Annotated in this window: 15 protein-coding genes and 1 riboswitch; of the genes, 10 read left to right on the top strand and 5 right to left on the bottom strand. The window is 42.9% G+C overall.

Going from position 1 to position 17,431, the window contains the following annotated elements; genetic code table 11:
• Positions 1-39: 39 nt before the first annotated feature.
• The 3 genes from ELZ61_RS06225 to ELZ61_RS06215 are packed head-to-tail and all read right to left on the bottom strand — an operon-like array spanning position 40 to position 2,461.
• On the bottom strand, positions 40-984 hold the full coding sequence (locus ELZ61_RS06225; protein ID WP_126372211.1) for an ABC transporter substrate-binding protein: 945 nt from the start codon (positions 982-984) through the stop codon (positions 40-42).
• Between the two features lie 8 nt (positions 985-992).
• Entirely contained in the window at positions 993-1,748 is a 756-nt protein-coding gene (locus tag ELZ61_RS06220) for an ABC transporter permease (RefSeq protein WP_126372209.1), read from the bottom strand.
• A complete protein-coding gene (locus ELZ61_RS06215; protein WP_126372207.1) occupies positions 1,748-2,461 on the bottom strand; it encodes an ABC transporter ATP-binding protein in 714 nt (237 codons plus the stop codon). The genes ELZ61_RS06220 and ELZ61_RS06215 overlap by 1 nt, the downstream gene beginning before the upstream one ends.
• Positions 2,462-2,540: 79 nt before the next feature.
• Positions 2,541-2,631, bottom strand: a riboswitch (TPP riboswitch).
• A 167-nt stretch (positions 2,632-2,798) separates the two neighbouring features.
• Here ELZ61_RS06215 and ELZ61_RS06210 point away from each other — a divergent pair.
• The 7 genes from ELZ61_RS06210 to ELZ61_RS06180 all read left to right on the top strand — a co-directional run bounded on the left by ELZ61_RS06210 (position 2,799) and on the right by ELZ61_RS06180 (position 10,777).
• Positions 2,799-4,709, top strand: a complete 1,911-nt coding sequence (locus ELZ61_RS06210; protein WP_126372205.1) for an FTR1 family iron permease — start codon at positions 2,799-2,801, stop codon at positions 4,707-4,709.
• A gap of 35 nt (positions 4,710-4,744) precedes the next feature.
• Positions 4,745-5,266: an iron transporter gene (locus ELZ61_RS06205; RefSeq protein ID WP_017805905.1), complete on the top strand. Its 522-nt coding sequence runs from the start codon at positions 4,745-4,747 to the stop codon at positions 5,264-5,266.
• 147 nt (positions 5,267-5,413) lie between these two features.
• Positions 5,414-6,811, top strand: coding sequence for a Fe-S-containing protein (locus tag ELZ61_RS06200; RefSeq protein ID WP_126372203.1), 1,398 nt, complete (start codon positions 5,414-5,416; stop codon positions 6,809-6,811).
• Positions 6,811-8,133, top strand: coding sequence for an ABC transporter permease (locus ELZ61_RS06195; protein WP_126372201.1), 1,323 nt, complete (start codon positions 6,811-6,813; stop codon positions 8,131-8,133). The genes ELZ61_RS06200 and ELZ61_RS06195 overlap by 1 nt, the downstream gene beginning before the upstream one ends.
• A 25-nt stretch (positions 8,134-8,158) precedes the next feature.
• Positions 8,159-9,271: an ABC transporter permease gene (locus tag ELZ61_RS06190; RefSeq protein WP_126373612.1), complete on the top strand. Its 1,113-nt coding sequence runs from the start codon at positions 8,159-8,161 to the stop codon at positions 9,269-9,271.
• 1 nt (position 9,272) lies between these two features.
• Positions 9,273-9,950 (top strand): ABC transporter ATP-binding protein, encoded by a 678-nt coding sequence (locus tag ELZ61_RS06185; RefSeq protein WP_103852591.1) that lies wholly within the window; start codon positions 9,273-9,275, stop codon positions 9,948-9,950.
• 14 nt (positions 9,951-9,964) lie between these two features.
• Entirely contained in the window at positions 9,965-10,777 is an 813-nt protein-coding gene (locus ELZ61_RS06180; protein WP_126372199.1) for a D-hexose-6-phosphate mutarotase, read from the top strand.
• Between the two features lie 70 nt (positions 10,778-10,847).
• Here ELZ61_RS06180 and ELZ61_RS06175 read toward each other — a convergent pair whose 3' ends face one another.
• On the bottom strand, positions 10,848-11,807 hold the full coding sequence (locus tag ELZ61_RS06175; RefSeq protein WP_103855650.1) for an AEC family transporter: 960 nt from the start codon (positions 11,805-11,807) through the stop codon (positions 10,848-10,850).
• Positions 11,808-11,935: 128 nt separating this feature from the next.
• Positions 11,936-12,550: a riboflavin synthase subunit alpha gene (locus tag ELZ61_RS06170; protein WP_126372197.1), complete on the bottom strand. Its 615-nt coding sequence runs from the start codon at positions 12,548-12,550 to the stop codon at positions 11,936-11,938.
• A gap of 80 nt (positions 12,551-12,630) precedes the next feature.
• On the opposite strand from ELZ61_RS06170, the gene ELZ61_RS06165 reads away from it, so the two are divergent.
• The 3 genes from ELZ61_RS06165 to ELZ61_RS06155 all read left to right on the top strand — a co-directional run bounded on the left by ELZ61_RS06165 (position 12,631) and on the right by ELZ61_RS06155 (position 17,386).
• Complete coding sequence (locus tag ELZ61_RS06165) at positions 12,631-14,025, top strand: MATE family efflux transporter (RefSeq protein WP_126372195.1); 1,395 nt, start codon at positions 12,631-12,633, stop codon at positions 14,023-14,025.
• Positions 14,026-14,034: 9 nt separating this feature from the next.
• Positions 14,035-15,081: a Gfo/Idh/MocA family oxidoreductase gene (locus tag ELZ61_RS06160; protein WP_126372193.1), complete on the top strand. Its 1,047-nt coding sequence runs from the start codon at positions 14,035-14,037 to the stop codon at positions 15,079-15,081.
• 127 nt (positions 15,082-15,208) lie between these two features.
• The gene (locus ELZ61_RS06155; RefSeq protein WP_126372191.1) at positions 15,209-17,386 is read left to right on the top strand and encodes a TonB-dependent receptor; all 2,178 of its coding nucleotides are present in this window, start codon (positions 15,209-15,211) and stop codon (positions 17,384-17,386) included.
• Positions 17,387-17,431 lie beyond the last annotated feature (45 nt).

Raw genomic sequence — 17,431 nt, 5'->3', positions numbered from 1 at the left:
TGCGGTATTTTTCACCGCACTTTTTACCAACCCTATTTCTTATTCCACTTGAATGGCATAATCAGACAATTTAGGAATCTGCTTAATCAGGCCTTGTTGTTGCATAAATTGTGCCATTTTCTCATAACGAGCGTTATCTAAAGCGCTTGGGCGTAAACTTAAACGTGGCAAGGTATCACGCCAAGCCAAGCGATTGAGTTCGTTGTCTAAATCTTGCGGTTTATAGCTCACAAACGCCTGCCAACTTTGTTGTGGGTGGTTTAAGATATAAACGCTGGCTTGTTCAAGTGCGGTCAAAAATGCACGAATTTTTTTCGCAGGAAGCTGATTTTTATTGGCCACGACAATCAATTCATCATACATTGGCACGCCCTGTTCTTCTGGATAAAACGCCTTGCCCGGTTTCTTTTCTATCGCCATCTGATTTAGCTCAAAATTACGAAATGCGCCGATTACCGCATCGACTTGTCCGCTAAATAATGCGGGAGAAAGCGACCAATTGACGTTCACTAATTCCACATCATTTAAAGAAAGGTGGGCAGATTTCAGCATTGCGCCAAGTAACGCATCTTCAAAACCGCTCACGGAATAGCCGATCTTTTTCCCTTTTAAATCGGCAATTTGTTCAATACCGCTATCTTTTAGCACCACAAGGCTATTTAACGGCGTTGAAATTAAGGTGCCAACACGCACCAGCGGCAAACCCTCTGCCACTTGCATTTGCAGCTGTGGCTGATAATCCACCGCTAAATCTGCCTGCCCTGCTGCCACTAATTTAGGCGGCATTGAAGGATCAGCAGGCTCGATAATCTCAACCTGCAACCCATTTTCCGCAAAAAAGCCTTTTTGCTGCGCCACAATAATGGCAGCGTGATCTGGGTTGACAAACCAATCCAGCAATAAGGTTAATTTTTCTTTAGCTTGCGCGCTAATGCTCATACCTAAAGCGAAAATTAAACTGCATAAATACCATTGTTTTTTCATTTTTTCTCCTAACGTAAATGACAGACCCAAGGAATAATGCGGTGAAGCAATTTATCTATCACGAAATACAGCAAGAGTGCGATAACCACCAAAATAAACAACGCCGCGAACATTAAACTAATTTGAATTCGTGCATTGGCTTGCAACATTAAATAACCAAGCCCTTGTGATGATCCTACCCATTCCCCCACAATCGCCCCAATGGGGGCAACAGAAACCGCAATGCGCAAGCCCGAGGCTAACGCAGGCAAAGCGGCAGGTAAGCGAACCTTAAATAATAATTGCCTTGATGAAATTCCCATTGTTTGCGCCAGCTCTAACCATTGCTTTGGGGTGTTACGCAAGCCGTCATAACAGGCGGCGGTAACAGGGAAATAAATAATCAAAATGGTCATCGCAATTTTTGATGCAATGCCATAACCAAACCAAAGCACCAATAATGGTGCAATGGCAAAAACGGGAATCGCCTGCGAAGCAATTAAAATGGGCAATAAAAAGGCTGAAAGTGTTTGTGAAGAAGCCAACAATAAAGCAGAAAGCAAACCAAATAAAAACCCCAACACCAGCCCTAATAAAATTTCCCATAAAGTAATTTTGGCGTGCATAAATAATAAAGCCCATTGTGAAGATACTTCATTTAGCACGGCAACAGGTTCAGGCAATAAATAATGTGGGATCGCAAAAATTGAAATCGCCCCTTGCCAGCACAAGGCGAAAAATAAGGTCATTATCAATGCTCGAAATAGGCTTTGCCACGCAAACATTAATGTTCCCCCATTAACTGCTTAAATAAATATTGCTGTAATTGCCATAATTTCTCTTGCGAAAAATCTCTCGGTGCTTTGCCTTGCGGGCAAATGTGCGGTGAAAGCTGAACGGGTTGTTGGTGCAAAATATAGATTTTATCGGCTAGCAATAAGGCTTCTTGCGGATCGTGGGTGATAAGCAACACGGTTTTATCTGCCAATAACTGATGTGAAAGCTGCTGTAATTGCAAGCGAGTTACGGCATCTAACGCGGAAAAGGGTTCGTCCATTAAAATAATCTCTGCATCTTGCATTAGCGTTCGGGCCAACGCCACGCGCTGCCGCTGTCCACCAGAAAGCTGATAGCAAGGCTTATGCAAATGTTGCTCCATTTTCACCGCCCTTAATAAAGTGCGGGCTTTTTCTTCCGTTTTTTTCGTTTTGCTATGAGTAAGATGCTGATAAAGCTGAACATTATCTAAAATAGACAGCCAAGGATACAAACTATCCTGCTGCGCAAGCCAAGCGATATTGCCAGAACATTGAATACGCCCTTGCACAATCGCTTGATTTTCTAACCCAGCAATAGCACGCAATAAGGTTGATTTCCCCACGCCTGATGCGCCAAGCAACGCCACCCACTCCCCTTGTAATACGCTAAAATGAAAATGCTCAAACAAAGGTTGCTCAGCAAAACTGAGTTTAAGATCGGAAATTTCGATGGCTTTCATCGTTCATTCACCAATCAACGTGATGGAAAAAAGCCGTTAAAAATAAAAGAAGTGCGGTGAGAATTTAATAAGAAAAGAAGCGTTTGCATAATTAGTTTCCTACGTCAGTATTAGCTGTATCAGGTTCACGGGTATCATCTCAGCTTAAATAAGCACCCCGACTAATGCAAAACAGTGTAACGGAAGTTCAAATAAAAATCAAAAGGTTAATCGTCAGCAAGAACTTGATCTTCATCAAGAAAGGCAAAATGCCTGTTTTTTCTACTTGATAAATATTTTAATAGGCGGATAATAGTGCGGAAATAAGAATAACTTTTATTTAGATTAGAGAATAAAAATGGTGTTTTTGCGTTATTGTCGTTATCTGCTGTGCTTAACTTTACTCTTTTTTACTTCTTTCTCCTTCGCTTCTGAAAACTATCAACAATGGGTACAAGACATTGAAAACCGTCTTGATAAAACCGCTCAGCTTTACCAAGAAAAGCAAATTGATGATGCACGCACCGAAGTGCAAATGGCTTATTTTGAAGTATTTGAGAATTTAGAGGGTCCGATTCGCATTAACTTTTCCGCACAAAAAAGCTACCAAATGGAAGCGATGTTTGGGGAAATTCGTAAAATGATTGGTGAGGGGAAACCGCTGAATGAGGTGCAGGCAAAAATCAATCAACTCAAACAAGACCTTCAAGCGGTTTTACCCGTTTTAGAGCAAGGGCATCAGCTCAACGCGTCCACGCAACACGATGTGTATCAACACGAAGAAATCGCTCCTTATTGGCAAGAAAGTTTTAAAATCATTGATGATTTACTCGCCCAAGCAATTGGCGACTATCAAAAAGGGGAATTTGCTCAGGCAAAGAAACGCATTCAGCAAGCTCAATATGATGGCTATAAAAATAGCGAAATGGAAATGTCCATTCGTAAAAATCGTTCCGCCGCGGCTTCGGCGAGCATTAATCAACAGTTTTACGATTTGATTAAACTCAGCGAGCAACCCGAGCAAATTAATGCGTTAGGCTATCAAATCACCACTCTGTTACAAGATATTGAAGAACAGCTCCCGCAACTGCCAACCACCAAAGCGGCACAGGCAACAACGCAAAGTGCGGTGCAAAATTCGCAAGATTTTTCTGATAAGCAAAACTGGAGCGAGGTGGCAACTCAGGTTAATGCGGGGATCAAAAATGCCATTGCCCTGTTTGAAAAAGGCGAAAACAAAAAAGCGATGCTTGCGGTGCAAGATACTTATTTCGATATTTTTGAAAATAGCGGAATGGAAAACAAAATTGGTTCGCGCGATAGCAATTTTAAAACAGAAATTGAGGGCTACTTCACTCGCTTAGTGAGCCTGATGAAAGCTAATCAGCCCGCTGAACAACTGCATCAACAAGCACAAGGTTTAGCACAAAACCTAAATAAAGCGGTGGAAATGTTGCAAGGCAATCAACAAAGCGATTGGGCAATGTTCCTTTATAGCTTCTTAATTATGCTGCGTGAGGGCTTAGAAGCCTTGCTGATTGTGGCAGCGATTGTAGCTTATTTAGTGAAAAACAATCATCAAGATAAATTGCCAGTAATTAAACAATCGGTCTATGTGGCGTTGATTGCCAGTGTTATCACCGCGGCTATTTTCCAACTGGTGTTCTCTAATTCGGGGGCAAGCCGTGAATTACTCGAAGGTTTCACGATGATGATTGCCGTGGTAATGCTCTTTATGATGAGCTATTGGCTACTTTCCAAAGTGGAAGCACAAAATTGGAAACGCTATTTAGAAGGAAAACTGTCCGCCGCGCTCAGTACCGGATCGCTCATTGGTTTATGGATCACCAGTTTCCTTGCCGTATATCGCGAGGGCGCAGAAACCGTGTTGTTCTATTATGCACTGGTTGGCGATGCCACTAACGCGATGAGTTATGTGTATTTATTCGCTGGCATTGTGGCGGGCGTTGTGGTACTTGCTATTTGCTATGTGATTATGCGTTATTCGGTGGTGAAGTTGCCACTAAAACCGTTCTTTATGTTTACTGGTTCTTTTATGTATTTAATGGCATTTATTTTCGCAGGAAAATCGGTGCTAGAACTGATTGAAGGAAAACTGTTTGAGCCAACACTGGTTGCCAATGTGCCAGAAATTTCGTGGCTCGGCATTTATCCTTACATTGAAACCCTAACGCCTCAGGCTATTTTACTTATCGCAGCCGTTTTTGCTTTGTTCTATATGAAACACCAAAGCAAAAAACAGGCTTAATATTGATTTTTAACCTTTAATAAATAGGAGTTCCTATGAAAAAAACATTCGTTGCAGCGACTTTATTAGCAGGAATTTTAACTGCCCCTTCAGCCCTTGCCTTCAAAGAATACCCAATTGGTGAAGCGGTAACAATGAATGGTATGGAAATTGCTGCCGTTTATTTACAGCCTATTGATATGGAACCGCGTGGAATGGGCTTATCTGCTAAGGACTCAGACATTCACCTTGAAGCAGATATTCACGCTACCAAAGGCAACGACAACGGTTTTGGCGAAGGCGAATGGATGCCATATTTAACCATCGCTTACACCTTGGTAAACACCGACACTGGTGAAAAACAAGAAGGCACGTTTATGCCAATGGTCGCAGGCGATGGCCCACATTATGGTGCAAACGTAAAAATGATGGGCGTGGGTAACTACAAAGTCACCTACCACATCGACCCACCATCAAAAGCCGGTATGCACCGCCACACCGACAGTGAAACAGGTGTAGGCCGCTGGTGGAAACCTTTTGATGTAAGCTATGAGTTTAAATTTACTGGGTTGAAATAATCCATTTTCAATCAGCAAAATAAATAAAAATTAACCTAGCACGTCTGTGCTAGGTTTCATTGTTACTAAAGTTACTCAAATACGATTTTTCTCATTGTTTTGTTAGCAGAATAATTAGAAAAATTTAGATTTTTGATTGAGATTATTATGAACTACTACTTCGTTTTTTTCCTTCAATCTGTTTTGCCGATTGCTTTGTTATTAGGCGTGAATTGGCTGAAATATGACAACCTTAATTTAAAACGAATCCTTTGGTTTTCTCTGCTGGGGCTTAGTTGTGGGGCGGTGGGTTATTTGCAGTTGCCTGCTTCTCAATCGATGAAACTGGGGCTAAGTATTTTCTTAATGGCGATTTTTGCGCTGTTTTATCTTGCCCATTTTATCCGTTCAAACAAGCTCGCATATTTTTGCCAATTTGTGCTTTGTTTTGCCGCAGGTGTGCTATGGGCGCGCGATCCGAATATTTCCGCCATTACCAACACGGACGTGATTAACACGGATTTTATCCTGCACCTAAGTGCGGTGATTTTTGCCCTAATATTTTGCTTTTTATTTGCATCTTGGCTTTATCTTTTATTAAAACAAACAAAAACAGCGAAAAAATGCACCGCTCTTCCCTTTTTGCTGATTTCGCTCACTACCCTATTTTTACTCTTGCCTTTAATCGGTGAAGTATTACTTGGCTTGATAAAATTACAAGTGATTGATCTCACCAAAGCGCGGTTAAGTTTCGTGGCAAAATCCAGCAATTTAATCAGTTATAGCAATTATTTTATCGCCGCACTTACCGCATTAAGCCTGATTTTATTTGCGCTTAAAATCCATTCTGCCAACAAAACTGTGGTAAACAATACGCTTCACCCCATTGAAAAACGGAAAAAATTAGCCCTATTACAAACCAGCCAACGCACGCTTTTCTGGGGAAGCATCGCCTTATTGACCATTGTTTCTGCGCAACTTTATTGGGATCAAATCGCTTCTCGCCCACCGCAACTTTCTGAAGCAAAACCTGTTACGCTCGATAAACAAAACCGCATTCATATTCCGATTGAAGAAGTGAAAGACGGCAAGCTACACCGCTTTGTATGGATCGCCAGTGACGGCAAAGCGGTGCGTTTTTTCCTGATCAACCGCTCAAGCAAAAATCTCAGCCTAGCCGCGGTATTTGACGCTTGCATTTTATGCGGCGATCAAGGCTATGTCATGGAAGGGGATCAAGTAGTTTGCGTGGGCTGTGGCGTGCGAATGTTTATTCCGTCCATCGGCAAACCGGGCGGCTGTAACCCTGTTCCGATTGAAGATTGGCAGCAAACGGACAGCGAAGTGATCATCAGCAAAAAAAGCCTTGAAGACGGCTTAAACTATTTTTCCACCATTGTGGAATTAACGGTGAAAGATCCTGTGGACGGCACAACATTGAAAAATACCACAGCGGAGCATAAATATAATTATGCGGGCAAAACCTATTTCTTTGCCAACGAACAAAATCTCAATGCTTTCCGCGATCACCCTGAAAATTATGTGGCGAAAGAGGAAAATCCCTAATGCTCAGTCGAATGTTATTGCAATCTTGGCGGCACGGTTTAAAGCGCAAATTGCTCGCCATTATGACTATTTTTCTCGCCGCGGGGCTGGTTTCTGCCCTGCTTGCGGTGTCCATTGATATTGGCGATAAAATGGCGCGTGAGCTGAAATCCTATGGCGCTAATATTTTGATCGAACCTGCCAGCAGTGCGGTGCTTTCCGCAGAAATAAACGGAGGAAACAGCCTTTCCACGCAGGATTTTTTAGATGAAAAAGAATTGCCCAATGTGAAAGATATTTTCTGGCGTAATAACATTGTGGGCTTTGCGCCACTGCTCAGTGCAGAAGTGGAAGGCAAAAATCTGACGCAGAACAATACCCATAACATCAGCATTTTAGGCACATTTTTCGATCGTCCCATTGCCATTCCTGATGAAGATGACTACCACACTGGGCAACGCATTATTAGCCCTTATTGGAAAGTGCAAGGGCAATGGGTGGACGATAGCCAGAAAAATATTGGCGAAAATATCCCCGCACTTTTAGGCAATCAATTAGCCAATCGCACGCGGTGGAAAATCGGTGATCAAATTCAACTGAATTATCACGAGGGCGAAACGCAACGCCAGCTTGATCTTCATATTGTCGGGATTTTAAGTACCGGTGGCGCGGAAGAACAACAGCTCGTGCTGCCCTTAAGTGCGGTGCAAAATTTGTTAAATTTATCTGGCAAAGTGCAAGCGATCAAGGTTTCCGCGCTTACCGTGCCAGAAAATAAACTTTCGCGCAAAGCCCGAGATAACCCCGATGCCTTAGCCGCCGAAGAATACGATCGCTGGTATTGCACCGCTTATGTGTCTTCAATTTCTCATCAGTTAGAAGAAGCCATTTCAGGCGCAGTCGTTCGCCCAATTTGGCAAGTTGCGGCTTCTGAAGGAGTGGTAATTGAAAAAATCCAGCTCTTGCTCGCGGTGGTAACCGTTGCGGCATTAGTCGCTGCGGCGATGGGGATTGCTTCGTTGATGACCACCACCATTATTGAACGCAGTAAAGAAATCGGCTTGATGAAAGCCCTTGGGGCTTACCAATGGCAAATTGTCTTACTATTTTATTGCGAAGCCATTATCAGCGCCCTACTCGGTGGTGCGCTTGGTTGCGTAGCAGGTTGGGGGTTGGCCAAATTTATCGGCATTACCCTATTCGGCTCGCCTTTAGATTTCGCTTGGATCGTAGTGCCTTGCGTGTTGGTACTGTCAATGATCATTGCCTTAATCGGCACTTGGTTCCCTGCTCATCGCATTGCTCAGCTTTATCCTGTGGAGGTGTTGTATGGCCGCCAATAATGCCCATTCAATCAACGCGCGCACAATGTTTTGGCGTTTAATTATCAATGCGTTACGCTTGCGCTTGCAACGGGTGATGATTATTTTCGCAGCACTCACTGTCGGCGCAAGTATCGTTACTGCAATGGCTGCGGTGTATTTCGACATCAACACCAAAATGAGCCAAGAACTGCGCACCTTTGGGGCCAATTTTTACATCGGTTCAAACAGCAGTGGCTTGATGAACGAAAAAGATTTCAACCAAATTCTCAGCCAAGCACCGCAAGGCTTAATTACGGCCGCTAGTCCTTACCTTTATGGCGTGGCACGGGCAGATTTAGAAAAAGTGGTGATAATGGGCGTGTGGTTTGATGCAATGCGAACCCTTTCCCCTTATTGGCAAATCACAGGATCACCCATTGGGGTGAATTTTGATGATCGCAATGCGATGATCGGCAAATCCCTTGCCCAACGGTTAAACCTGAACCTTGGCGATAAAATCACCTTGAACAAAGGAACAGAAAAGCACCACTTTACCATTAAAGCTATTGTAGAAAGTGGTGATGCCACGGACAATATGCTGATTGTCAATCTTGAATTTGCCCAACAATGGCTAGATAAAACGGGCTTAATCACCAATGCGCTTCTCAATGTGAAAAACGATCAAGGACAAGTCAGTCAATTCGCCCAACAATTACAACAGCGCTATCCTGATCTTGCCATTCGCCCGATTCTAAAAGTGTCTGCCTCAGAAGGGCAAATTTTGGATAAAATCAAAGGCTTAATGGGCTTGATTTCAGTGGTGATTTTAATTCTCGCCACCCTTTGCGTGAACACCACCTTAATTGCCATTGTAGGCGAACGAGCGAAAGAATTTGCGCTGCAAAAAGCCTTAGGTGCAAAACAGCAAGATATTATTAAGCAAATTGGCACAGAAATTTTACTTATCGCATTTTGTGCTATTGTCGTGGGGCTAATCTTAGGGTATTTACTAGCACAAATTCTCGGTATCACCGTGTTTAAAGCCTATATTGATTTGCGCTTACCTGTGATTCCAATCACAATTCTGCTCTCGCTCACCGTGGCTTTTGTTGCCGTGATTGTGCCAACGCGCCGCGCTTTAGAAATTCAAACTGCCAACGTTTTAAAAGGCGAATAAAATGGAAAAATACGTTATTGAAACCCAACATTTATATAAACGCTTTGGGCAAGTTACCGCCCTTGAAGACATTAATATCCAAATCGCTGAGGGGGAATTTGTTGCCATAATGGGGGCATCAGGCTCTGGCAAAACTACACTGATGAACATTCTCACGGGGCTTGATACGGCAAGCGAGGGCAAAGTGATTTTAGATGGCGTAGACGCTGCACAACTCGATGAAATTGGCCGCCAACGCTTTCGTGCAGAAAAAATCGGCTTGGTATTCCAACAATTCCATTTAATCCCTTACTTGACTGCGCTGGAAAATGTAATGCTGGCGCAGCATTATCACAGCGTTGTTGATGAAGAAGCTGCCAAAGCAGTATTAGCGCAAGTGGGGTTAGCACACCGTTTTGATCACCGCCCAAGCCAGCTTTCGGGTGGTGAACAGCAACGGGTTTGTATCGCCCGCGCCCTGGTTAATCAACCTCCAGTGATTTTCGCTGATGAACCCACTGGCAACCTTGATGAAAAAAATGAAAAACTGGTGCTAGATTTGCTCACCGAACTCAATCAGCAAGGGCGAACGATCGTAATGGTAACGCATAATCCCGAACTGGGTAAGCTCACCAACCGCACCATTTTCCTACAACACGGAAAATTTTTACGCGAAGAAGTGAATAATTCACATTGTTAAAGGAGAATAATTTAATGACAACAATAATCAAACAACTCACCCCAGCATTAAGTTTGCAGCAATATAATGAAATCCCTGTGATCGCGTTAGATCACCCAGTGGGTAAAGCCTTGATCTCGCTTCAAGGTGCGCATTTATTTAGCTGGCAGCCGAAAGGCGCGCAGAAAGACGTGCTTTGGCTGAGTGAAATTGAACCTTTTACCTTAGGCAATGCCATTCGTGGTGGTGTGCCAATTTGCTATCCTTGGTTTGGTGGTGCAAAATCCCCTGCGCACGGTTATGCGCGCATCAGTTTATGGCAGCTCAGTGATTATGAAATTGAAGAAAACAAAGTGCGGTTGGAATTTTGTTTATTTTCTTCAGATCATTTGATTGAAGCCAAAACCACAATGATCTTTAGCAAAGATTGCGAAATTATTTTTCAGCATTACGGACAAGAGCCTGCCCAACTTGCTTTGCATAGCTATTTTAATTTAAGCGATGTGGCCAATGTGGAAGTGCAAAACTTGCCAACGGAATGTTTCAACGCATTAACGCAGCAGCAAGAAAATGTGCCTTCCCCACGTTTAATTGATCAGCATATTGATTGCATTTATACGGTGCAATCCCCTGTTTCGCATCACATTGTCGATAAAGGGGACGGGCGTACAATTAATGTGGCACATCATAATGCAAGCAATGTGGTGCTGTGGAATCCTTGGCATAAAGCCACTGGCGGAATTAGCGAAACAGGTTATAAAACAATGGTTTGTTTGGAAACTGCAAGAATTGCACAACCGCTCCAACAAGGCGAACGCTGTGCGGTGAAGATCTCGCTTAACCCATAAAGTGCGGTGCTTTTTTAACAAATTTTAGGGCGAAGATTTTCGCCCTTTTGTTTTTTATTAAGCGTTATGCTTACACCCAACCCATTTGGTGCAAAATGGTTAAGCCTAAGGCAGAGATAAACATTGATGCGAAAGTGGTAATGCCAATAATGTTCGCTGCGGTGTTGGCGTTGCCCCCCATTCCACGCACCATTGCATAAGCCGCGGCCGCCATTGGGGTGGCATTCATTAAGAAAATCACACCTAAATTCACGCCGCTAAAGCCAAATAATTTGCCCAGTAACACCATAAAAATCGGTGCAACAATCACTCGCCCTATGCTTGCCCATAAAGAAATGCCTGAAATTTTATACAAGGCTTTTAATTCAATGCTGACACCAGCACAGATCAACGCAAGCGGTAAGGTCATTGTGGCGAGATATTGGATTGTGGTAAGCATAAATTTAGGAATAGCCAATTTTAAATAACTGGCTAAAAAGCCTAATACTATGCTGATAATTAAGGGATTTTTTGCCACATTTAAGATCATTCGTGGAATATTCACTTTGCCGTCAGAAAGGGAGCGGCTTAAGGTGATCACGCCTAACACATTGTAAATAATCGCCGTAGTGGCCGCATAAATGGTGGCTGGCACTAATGCGGCATCACCATAGGCATTAAGGCAGAATGCTAGCCCTAAAATACTACAATTTCCGCGATAAACACCTTGCACGAAAGTGCCACGTTCTCGCTTTTCTTGCACAAATTTTGCGGCAAAAATTTCCGCACAAAGGAACAGTAACAAGGTTCCCAGCACGCACGCCCAAATCATCACCAACTGTTCATTCAGCTCAGCAATAGGGTTTTTAAATACGTTAAGAAAGAGTAAGGCGGGCAAGGTGATTTTGAACACCACGCTAGTGGCTTGCTGGCTGAATTTATCGTCAATGATTTTGCGTTTTCGCAGCCCGATGCCGAGTATTAACAACAATAAGGTCGGTAAAGTTACGCTTATGGAAAAAAGCGCGGAACTCCAAAAATCATTTTGCATATTGCCCCCATATCGCTGTTGCGTGCCGTTTACTGAATATTGCACATCGTAACACAGAATGCGATTAAAAAAGTGCGGTGAAAAATTTCGTAATTTTCGACCGCACTTTAGTTTTTCATTTTATGCCATTATTCACCACGGCTGGCTAAATAGCGTTCTACCGTATCCACAATAGCTTGTGTTTGTGGATCGATTTCAATATTCACGAAATCCCCCACTTCACGCTTGCCGATCAAGGTGCGATGAATGGTTTCTGGAATAAGGTTCACGCAAAACTCGTTGCCTTTCACTTCGCCAATAGTCAGGCTGATGCCATCAATGGCGATAAATCCCTTAGTGAGAATATATTTCATCAAGGCAGGATCAGGCAACTCGAACCAAATTTGCAAGTTATTTTCTGACACAATGCGTTGCGAAACCTTGGCGGTGGTGTAAACGTGGCCAGACAAAATATGTCCGCCGATTTCATCACCCATTTTCATCGCTCGCTCAATGTTCACCCAATCCCCTTGGCACAATTCGCCTAAATTGGTGATGCGTAGGGTTTCCGTCATTAAATCAAAGCTGACGAGATCCCCTTCAATTTTGGTTACGGTTAAGCAGACCCCGTTATTTGCCACAGACGCACCAATTTCCAGATTTTCGGTTAATTCCTGTGGCATTTTAACTACCTGTGTTCTAAAATGCGTTTTTTCATCAATAGAATGAATTTGGGCTACGCCCTGCACGATTCCTGTAAACATAATTAGCTCTCTTATCTTAAAAATCATCACCGTAAATTCGGTAAAACTTGCAATAGTATATAACAAATTCGGATATTTTTATGTTATTTAGTTTCATTCAACATCATCGCCAAGAAATGGGCAAATTGGTGGCGATCGCCTTCCCCATTTTACTGGCGCAAATGGCACAAAATTCAATGGGTTTTGTGGACACCATTATGGCTGGTCGCGTCAGCGCTGCGGATATGGCGGCGATTTCGGTGGGCGCGTCCATTTGGTTACCGCTGATTTTATTAGGACACGGTTTACTGCTTGCCTTGCCGCCGATTATTTCTTATCTCAATGGTTCAGGCCAACGCCAGCGGATCGCTCACTATGTGCGACAAGGTATGTGGGTGGTGGTGTTAAGCTGTATTCCCCTTGGCTTGTTTATTTATTACAGTGATTATGTCATCAGCCATATGAAAATGGAGCCAAGATTGGCACAAATAACCATTGATTATCTGCACGCAATGCTGTGGGGCTTACCCGGTTATTTGCTGATGATCAATTTTCGCTGTTTAAATGACGGCATCGCCAAAACGGCGCCAACAATGCTGATCACCTTTGCGGGATTATTTCTTAATATTCCGCTTAATTATATTTTTATTTACGGTAAACTTGGCGTGCCAGCCTTTGGTGCGGTGGGCTGTGGCATTGCAACAGCAATTGTAAACTGGGCAATGTGCTTAATGATGATTAGCTATTCACGTCAAGCTCGCAGTCAGCGTGATATTCATCTTTTTGATAAAATCATTGAAAAACCTGACTTTTCCACCTTAAAAAAAGTGCTAGGCTTGGGCTTCCCTATTGGTATTGCACTATTTTGCGAAGTGGCATTATTCGCCCTTTCTTCCCTTTTACTTTCACCTCTTGGTACAGAAGTAGTCGCTAGCCACCAAATTGCACTAACGACCAGCTCCTTTATTTTTATGTTGCCAATGTCTTTAGGAATGGCAACTACCATTTTAGTAGGGCAACGTTTGGGCGAAAGCTCATTACAACAAGCAAAAGCAGTATTCTATTCAGCGCTTGCTGTAGGGCTAAGCCTAGCCTGTTTTACCGCACTCATTGTGGTTTTATTTAATCAACAAATTCCTAAAATTTACGTTTCAGATCAAGACGTGATTTTAATCGCCAGCCATTTGCTGTTAATTTCTGCCTTATACCAATTTTCTGACACCATTCAGGTGATCACCGCAGGGGCATTGCGTGGCTATAAAGACACTAAATCCATTTTATACATCACTATGTTCTGTTATTGGGGCATTGGAATGCCATTGGGCTATATTTTATCGCGTACCGATTGGTTAATGCCAAGCATTGGTGCGGCAGGTTTTTGGGTGGGATTTGTGGTGAGTTTAACGGTTGCCGCCGTGCTGCTTATCCAACGTATTCGCAAAATTCAGGCTCTACCTGACCAAGAAATTTTACAAAAGTTAAAAGCAATTCAATAGGAAAATCAAATGGAAAAAATCATTAATGTCGCCATTGCAGGCTTTGGAATGTCCGCCAAAACCTTTCATATGCCTTTTTTAGATCTCGATCCGCGTTTTCAAGTGCGTAAAGTGTTTGAACGCAACAGTGAAAAAGCGAAACAGGCCTATCCTTATATTGAAGTGGTACATCAGTTTGAACAACTGCTCAGCCCAGAAATTGACTTGGTGATTATCACCACACCTAATCTCACCCATTACGAAATGGCAAAACAAGCTATTTTGGCAGACAAAAATGTCATCGTAGAAAAGCCCCTTGCAGTTTACCCTGCGCAAGCAGAAGAGCTAGATAAACTCGCCAAACAGCATAATGTAATGCTTTCCGTTTACCAAAATCGCCGTTGGGATAACGGTGCTTTAACGGTGAAAAAACTGCTTGAACATCAAATGTTGGGCGAAATTGTGCATTATGAAATGCGTTACGAACGGTTCAGCCAAAAACCGAATAGCAAAGCGTGGAAAGAAACGGGCGAATTTGGCTCTGGGCTAGTTTATGATTTAGGCGTGCATTTGATCGATCATTGCGTAGATTTATTCGGTATTCCCACCGCACTTTATGCGGATATGAAAGCACAACGTGCAGGCGCAAAATCGGAAGATAACTTTGAAATTATTTTCTATTATGCGGACAAAAAAGTGGTGCTATCTTCCACCAAATGCGCCCGCGAACCTGCCCCTTATATTATGTTGCAAGGCACGAAAGGTAGCTACATCAAAGCCACAATGGATAACCAAGAAGCCTTATTGCTTAAAGGCACAAAACCACAAGGCGATTGGAACGCTGAGCCTGAAAAAGACTGGGGACTACTGCACACCGAAATCAACGGCATTGTTATCCGCAGCCCCATTGAAACCGAACGCGGCAACTACCAAGCCTATTACGACAACATCTACGCCGCTCTCCGCGAACAAGCCCCATTGCAAGTTACCGCCCAACAAGCCACTGACGTGCTGAAATTGATTGCGTTGATCTATGAAAGTGCGGAGAAAGGAATGCGAATGGCTATCAGTTTGTAAATAAGAATAATTCTCATTGATTGGAGCGATGTAATTACTCTATAATCGCCCTTGTTTTTATAGGCAAATGAAAGGAAAGGAGCTTTTCTTTTATTTATAAGTTCAACAAATTATCAATGAGAAATTTATGCAATATTCCATTCCTGTAAAATTGAGCGCAATTTACACCGCACTTTTCTTTGGGGTTTCTTTTTCCGCTTTAGCTGAAACGAATCAATCGTTAGATGAAATCAATGTGGTTACTGAATTAGAAAAATTCAAAGCCACCAATAAGCTCAAATCAGAAGTCAATTTAAGCCTTTTAGGCGAACAACTAGCCTTTACTTCGCCGATCACCGTAGTGAATTATGATGAACAAGCACTGGCAGATAACCAACCACGCAATATTGTTGATGCAATCGCAAAAACCGATGCTTCTGTAATGAATTTTGGTGGTGAAACTAACACCTTGCAAGGCGTTTATGTGCGTAGTTTACAATTAGATGCCCGTCAATTTAGTTTGAACGGCTTAGCGGGATTATATTCCACTTACAATTCCCCGACCGCTGCTGTCAGCTCAGCCCAACTGATTAAAGGCGCATCCACTGCCACGGTAGGAATGGATCCCGAAGGGTCATCAGGTGCTTCAATCAATATTGAAACCAAACGCGCCACCGATAAAGACATTAATCGCCTTGGTTTTGCTTGGTTTAGTGATTCCCGTTTACAAGAATCTTTTGATTTTGGTCGCCGCTTTGGGACAAATAAAGAATGGGGCATTCGCATCAATGGACTTTACCGTGATGGTGATACAGCACGCGATCATTATGATGAACGCAATAAAGAATTTGCCATTTCCGCCGATTATCGTGGTGAAAAATTGCGTGTTGCCTTGGATTATCTCTATGCCAAACGTGCCACACACGGCGGACGTGCAAGGGTACAGGATATTCAAAATCTCACTTATGCCTTACCTGCAGCCCCAAATGGCGAGATCAATTTAATCCCCGCTTGGTCATGGCAAACCACGCGCGATCAAACCATTATGCTCACCGCTTCTTATGACTTACCTTATGAGATGACTTTATCTGGCGGCATTGGGCATATGACGTCAAATTATTACGGCAATTTCGGGCAAATTCTTGCTACTAATATTCAACCTAACGGTGATTATAAAATTAGCCAAATGCGTGCGATGGACTTTATCACTCGTACCACAAGCGGAAATCTAAAATTACAAGGCCATCATTTTACTGGCACATTAAGCCATAATTGGAATGTGGCTTTTGATGCGGTACTACGCGAACGAGATTTCGATCAAAGCCCTGTGCTTAAACCATTTTCTGGGGGTAATCTCTACGCCCCTCACTTTGCTCAAGTGGATAACTTCAAACCTTTAGCCCAAGGCAATACGGATCAAAAATTAAAATCTTACAGTCTTGCCTTAGCCGATACGCTCGGGCTATTTGACGATCAAATCCGTTTAACCTTAGGCGGTCGCTTACAATGGATCAAACAAACCAATTATCAAACCAACGCCACAACGGGAGAAAAATCTGTTAAAACGGACGGCAAAGCGCACCGCTTTAGTCCAATGCTTACCCTTGCTTGGGTGCCAAATTCCAATTTTGTCCTTTATGGAAATTATTTGGAAGATCTTGAACCGGGTTATGTCGATGAAGATGGCACAATGGCTGATCCGCGTGTAAGCCGTCAAATTGAGCTAGGCGCAAGAAAAAACTGGAGTGAAACCTTCACCACCACACTTAGCCTTTACCAAATCACACGTCCCGGCATCATCAGTGCAAAATTTGCCACAAAATATCACCGCACTTCAGGGGAAGAACAAGGTAAAGAACGCAATCGTGGGATTGAATTTAACCTTTATGCAAACTTACTTGAAGGCCGTTTACGTCCAAGTTTTGGCATCACTTATAACAAAGGCGATCTCATTGATTTCTCAAGCTATGCAGGAGAAATCATCAATGGCGCTCAAGTGGCAAGCCCACGCATTATTGCCAAAGCAGCCGTAGAATGGGAGCCAAGTTTCGCACCAAATCTGTTATTAAGTAGTGCGGTGCAATATTATGGAAAATCCTACCAAAATTACGCAAAAACCTATGAGTTCCCATCTTATACCACAGTGGATCTTGGCGCGAAATATCGTTTCCAAATTCGCCAAAACCAAGATCTTATTCTGCGTGTTGGGATAGAAAATCTATTCAATAAACATTATTGGCAAGTACAACGCGGAAAATATGATCGCAGTTTTGCTTTGATGGGAATGCCTCGCACTTATTGGGCGAAAATTGAATATGCGTTCTAAAATAGAGATAACAAAAAAGCACCTTAAAATGATCTGCACCCCAAA

Origin of the sequence: Avibacterium volantium (genome assembly GCF_900635775.1) — a bacterium.
In the GTDB taxonomy this organism is placed as follows: Bacteria; Pseudomonadota; Gammaproteobacteria; order Enterobacterales; family Pasteurellaceae; genus Avibacterium; species Avibacterium volantium.
This window is presented reverse-complemented; position numbering and strand designations above follow the sequence as displayed.

Bases quoted from the DNA above. Each gene is read 5' to 3' on its own strand.
- ELZ61_RS06195 (WP_126372201.1), top strand. From the start codon at position 6,811: ATGCTCAGTCGAATGTTATTGCAATCTTGGCGGCACGGTTTAAAGCGC.
- ELZ61_RS06165 (WP_126372195.1), top strand. From the start codon at position 12,631: ATGTTATTTAGTTTCATTCAACATCATCGCCAAGAAATGGGCAAATTG.
- ELZ61_RS06185 (WP_103852591.1), top strand. From the start codon at position 9,273: ATGGAAAAATACGTTATTGAAACCCAACATTTATATAAACGCTTTGGG.
- ELZ61_RS06210 (WP_126372205.1), top strand. From the start codon at position 2,799: ATGGTGTTTTTGCGTTATTGTCGTTATCTGCTGTGCTTAACTTTACTC.
- ELZ61_RS06155 (WP_126372191.1), top strand. From the start codon at position 15,209: ATGCAATATTCCATTCCTGTAAAATTGAGCGCAATTTACACCGCACTT.
- ELZ61_RS06180 (WP_126372199.1), top strand. From the start codon at position 9,965: ATGACAACAATAATCAAACAACTCACCCCAGCATTAAGTTTGCAGCAA.
- ELZ61_RS06220 (WP_126372209.1), bottom strand. From the start codon at position 1,748: ATGTTTGCGTGGCAAAGCCTATTTCGAGCATTGATAATGACCTTATTT.
- ELZ61_RS06170 (WP_126372197.1), bottom strand. From the start codon at position 12,550: ATGTTTACAGGAATCGTGCAGGGCGTAGCCCAAATTCATTCTATTGAT.
- ELZ61_RS06225 (WP_126372211.1), bottom strand. From the start codon at position 984: ATGAAAAAACAATGGTATTTATGCAGTTTAATTTTCGCTTTAGGTATG.
- ELZ61_RS06200 (WP_126372203.1), top strand. From the start codon at position 5,414: ATGAACTACTACTTCGTTTTTTTCCTTCAATCTGTTTTGCCGATTGCT.
- ELZ61_RS06175 (WP_103855650.1), bottom strand. From the start codon at position 11,807: ATGCAAAATGATTTTTGGAGTTCCGCGCTTTTTTCCATAAGCGTAACT.
- ELZ61_RS06215 (WP_126372207.1), bottom strand. From the start codon at position 2,461: ATGAAAGCCATCGAAATTTCCGATCTTAAACTCAGTTTTGCTGAGCAA.
- ELZ61_RS06190 (WP_126373612.1), top strand. From the start codon at position 8,159: ATGTTTTGGCGTTTAATTATCAATGCGTTACGCTTGCGCTTGCAACGG.
- ELZ61_RS06205 (WP_017805905.1), top strand. From the start codon at position 4,745: ATGAAAAAAACATTCGTTGCAGCGACTTTATTAGCAGGAATTTTAACT.
- ELZ61_RS06160 (WP_126372193.1), top strand. From the start codon at position 14,035: ATGGAAAAAATCATTAATGTCGCCATTGCAGGCTTTGGAATGTCCGCC.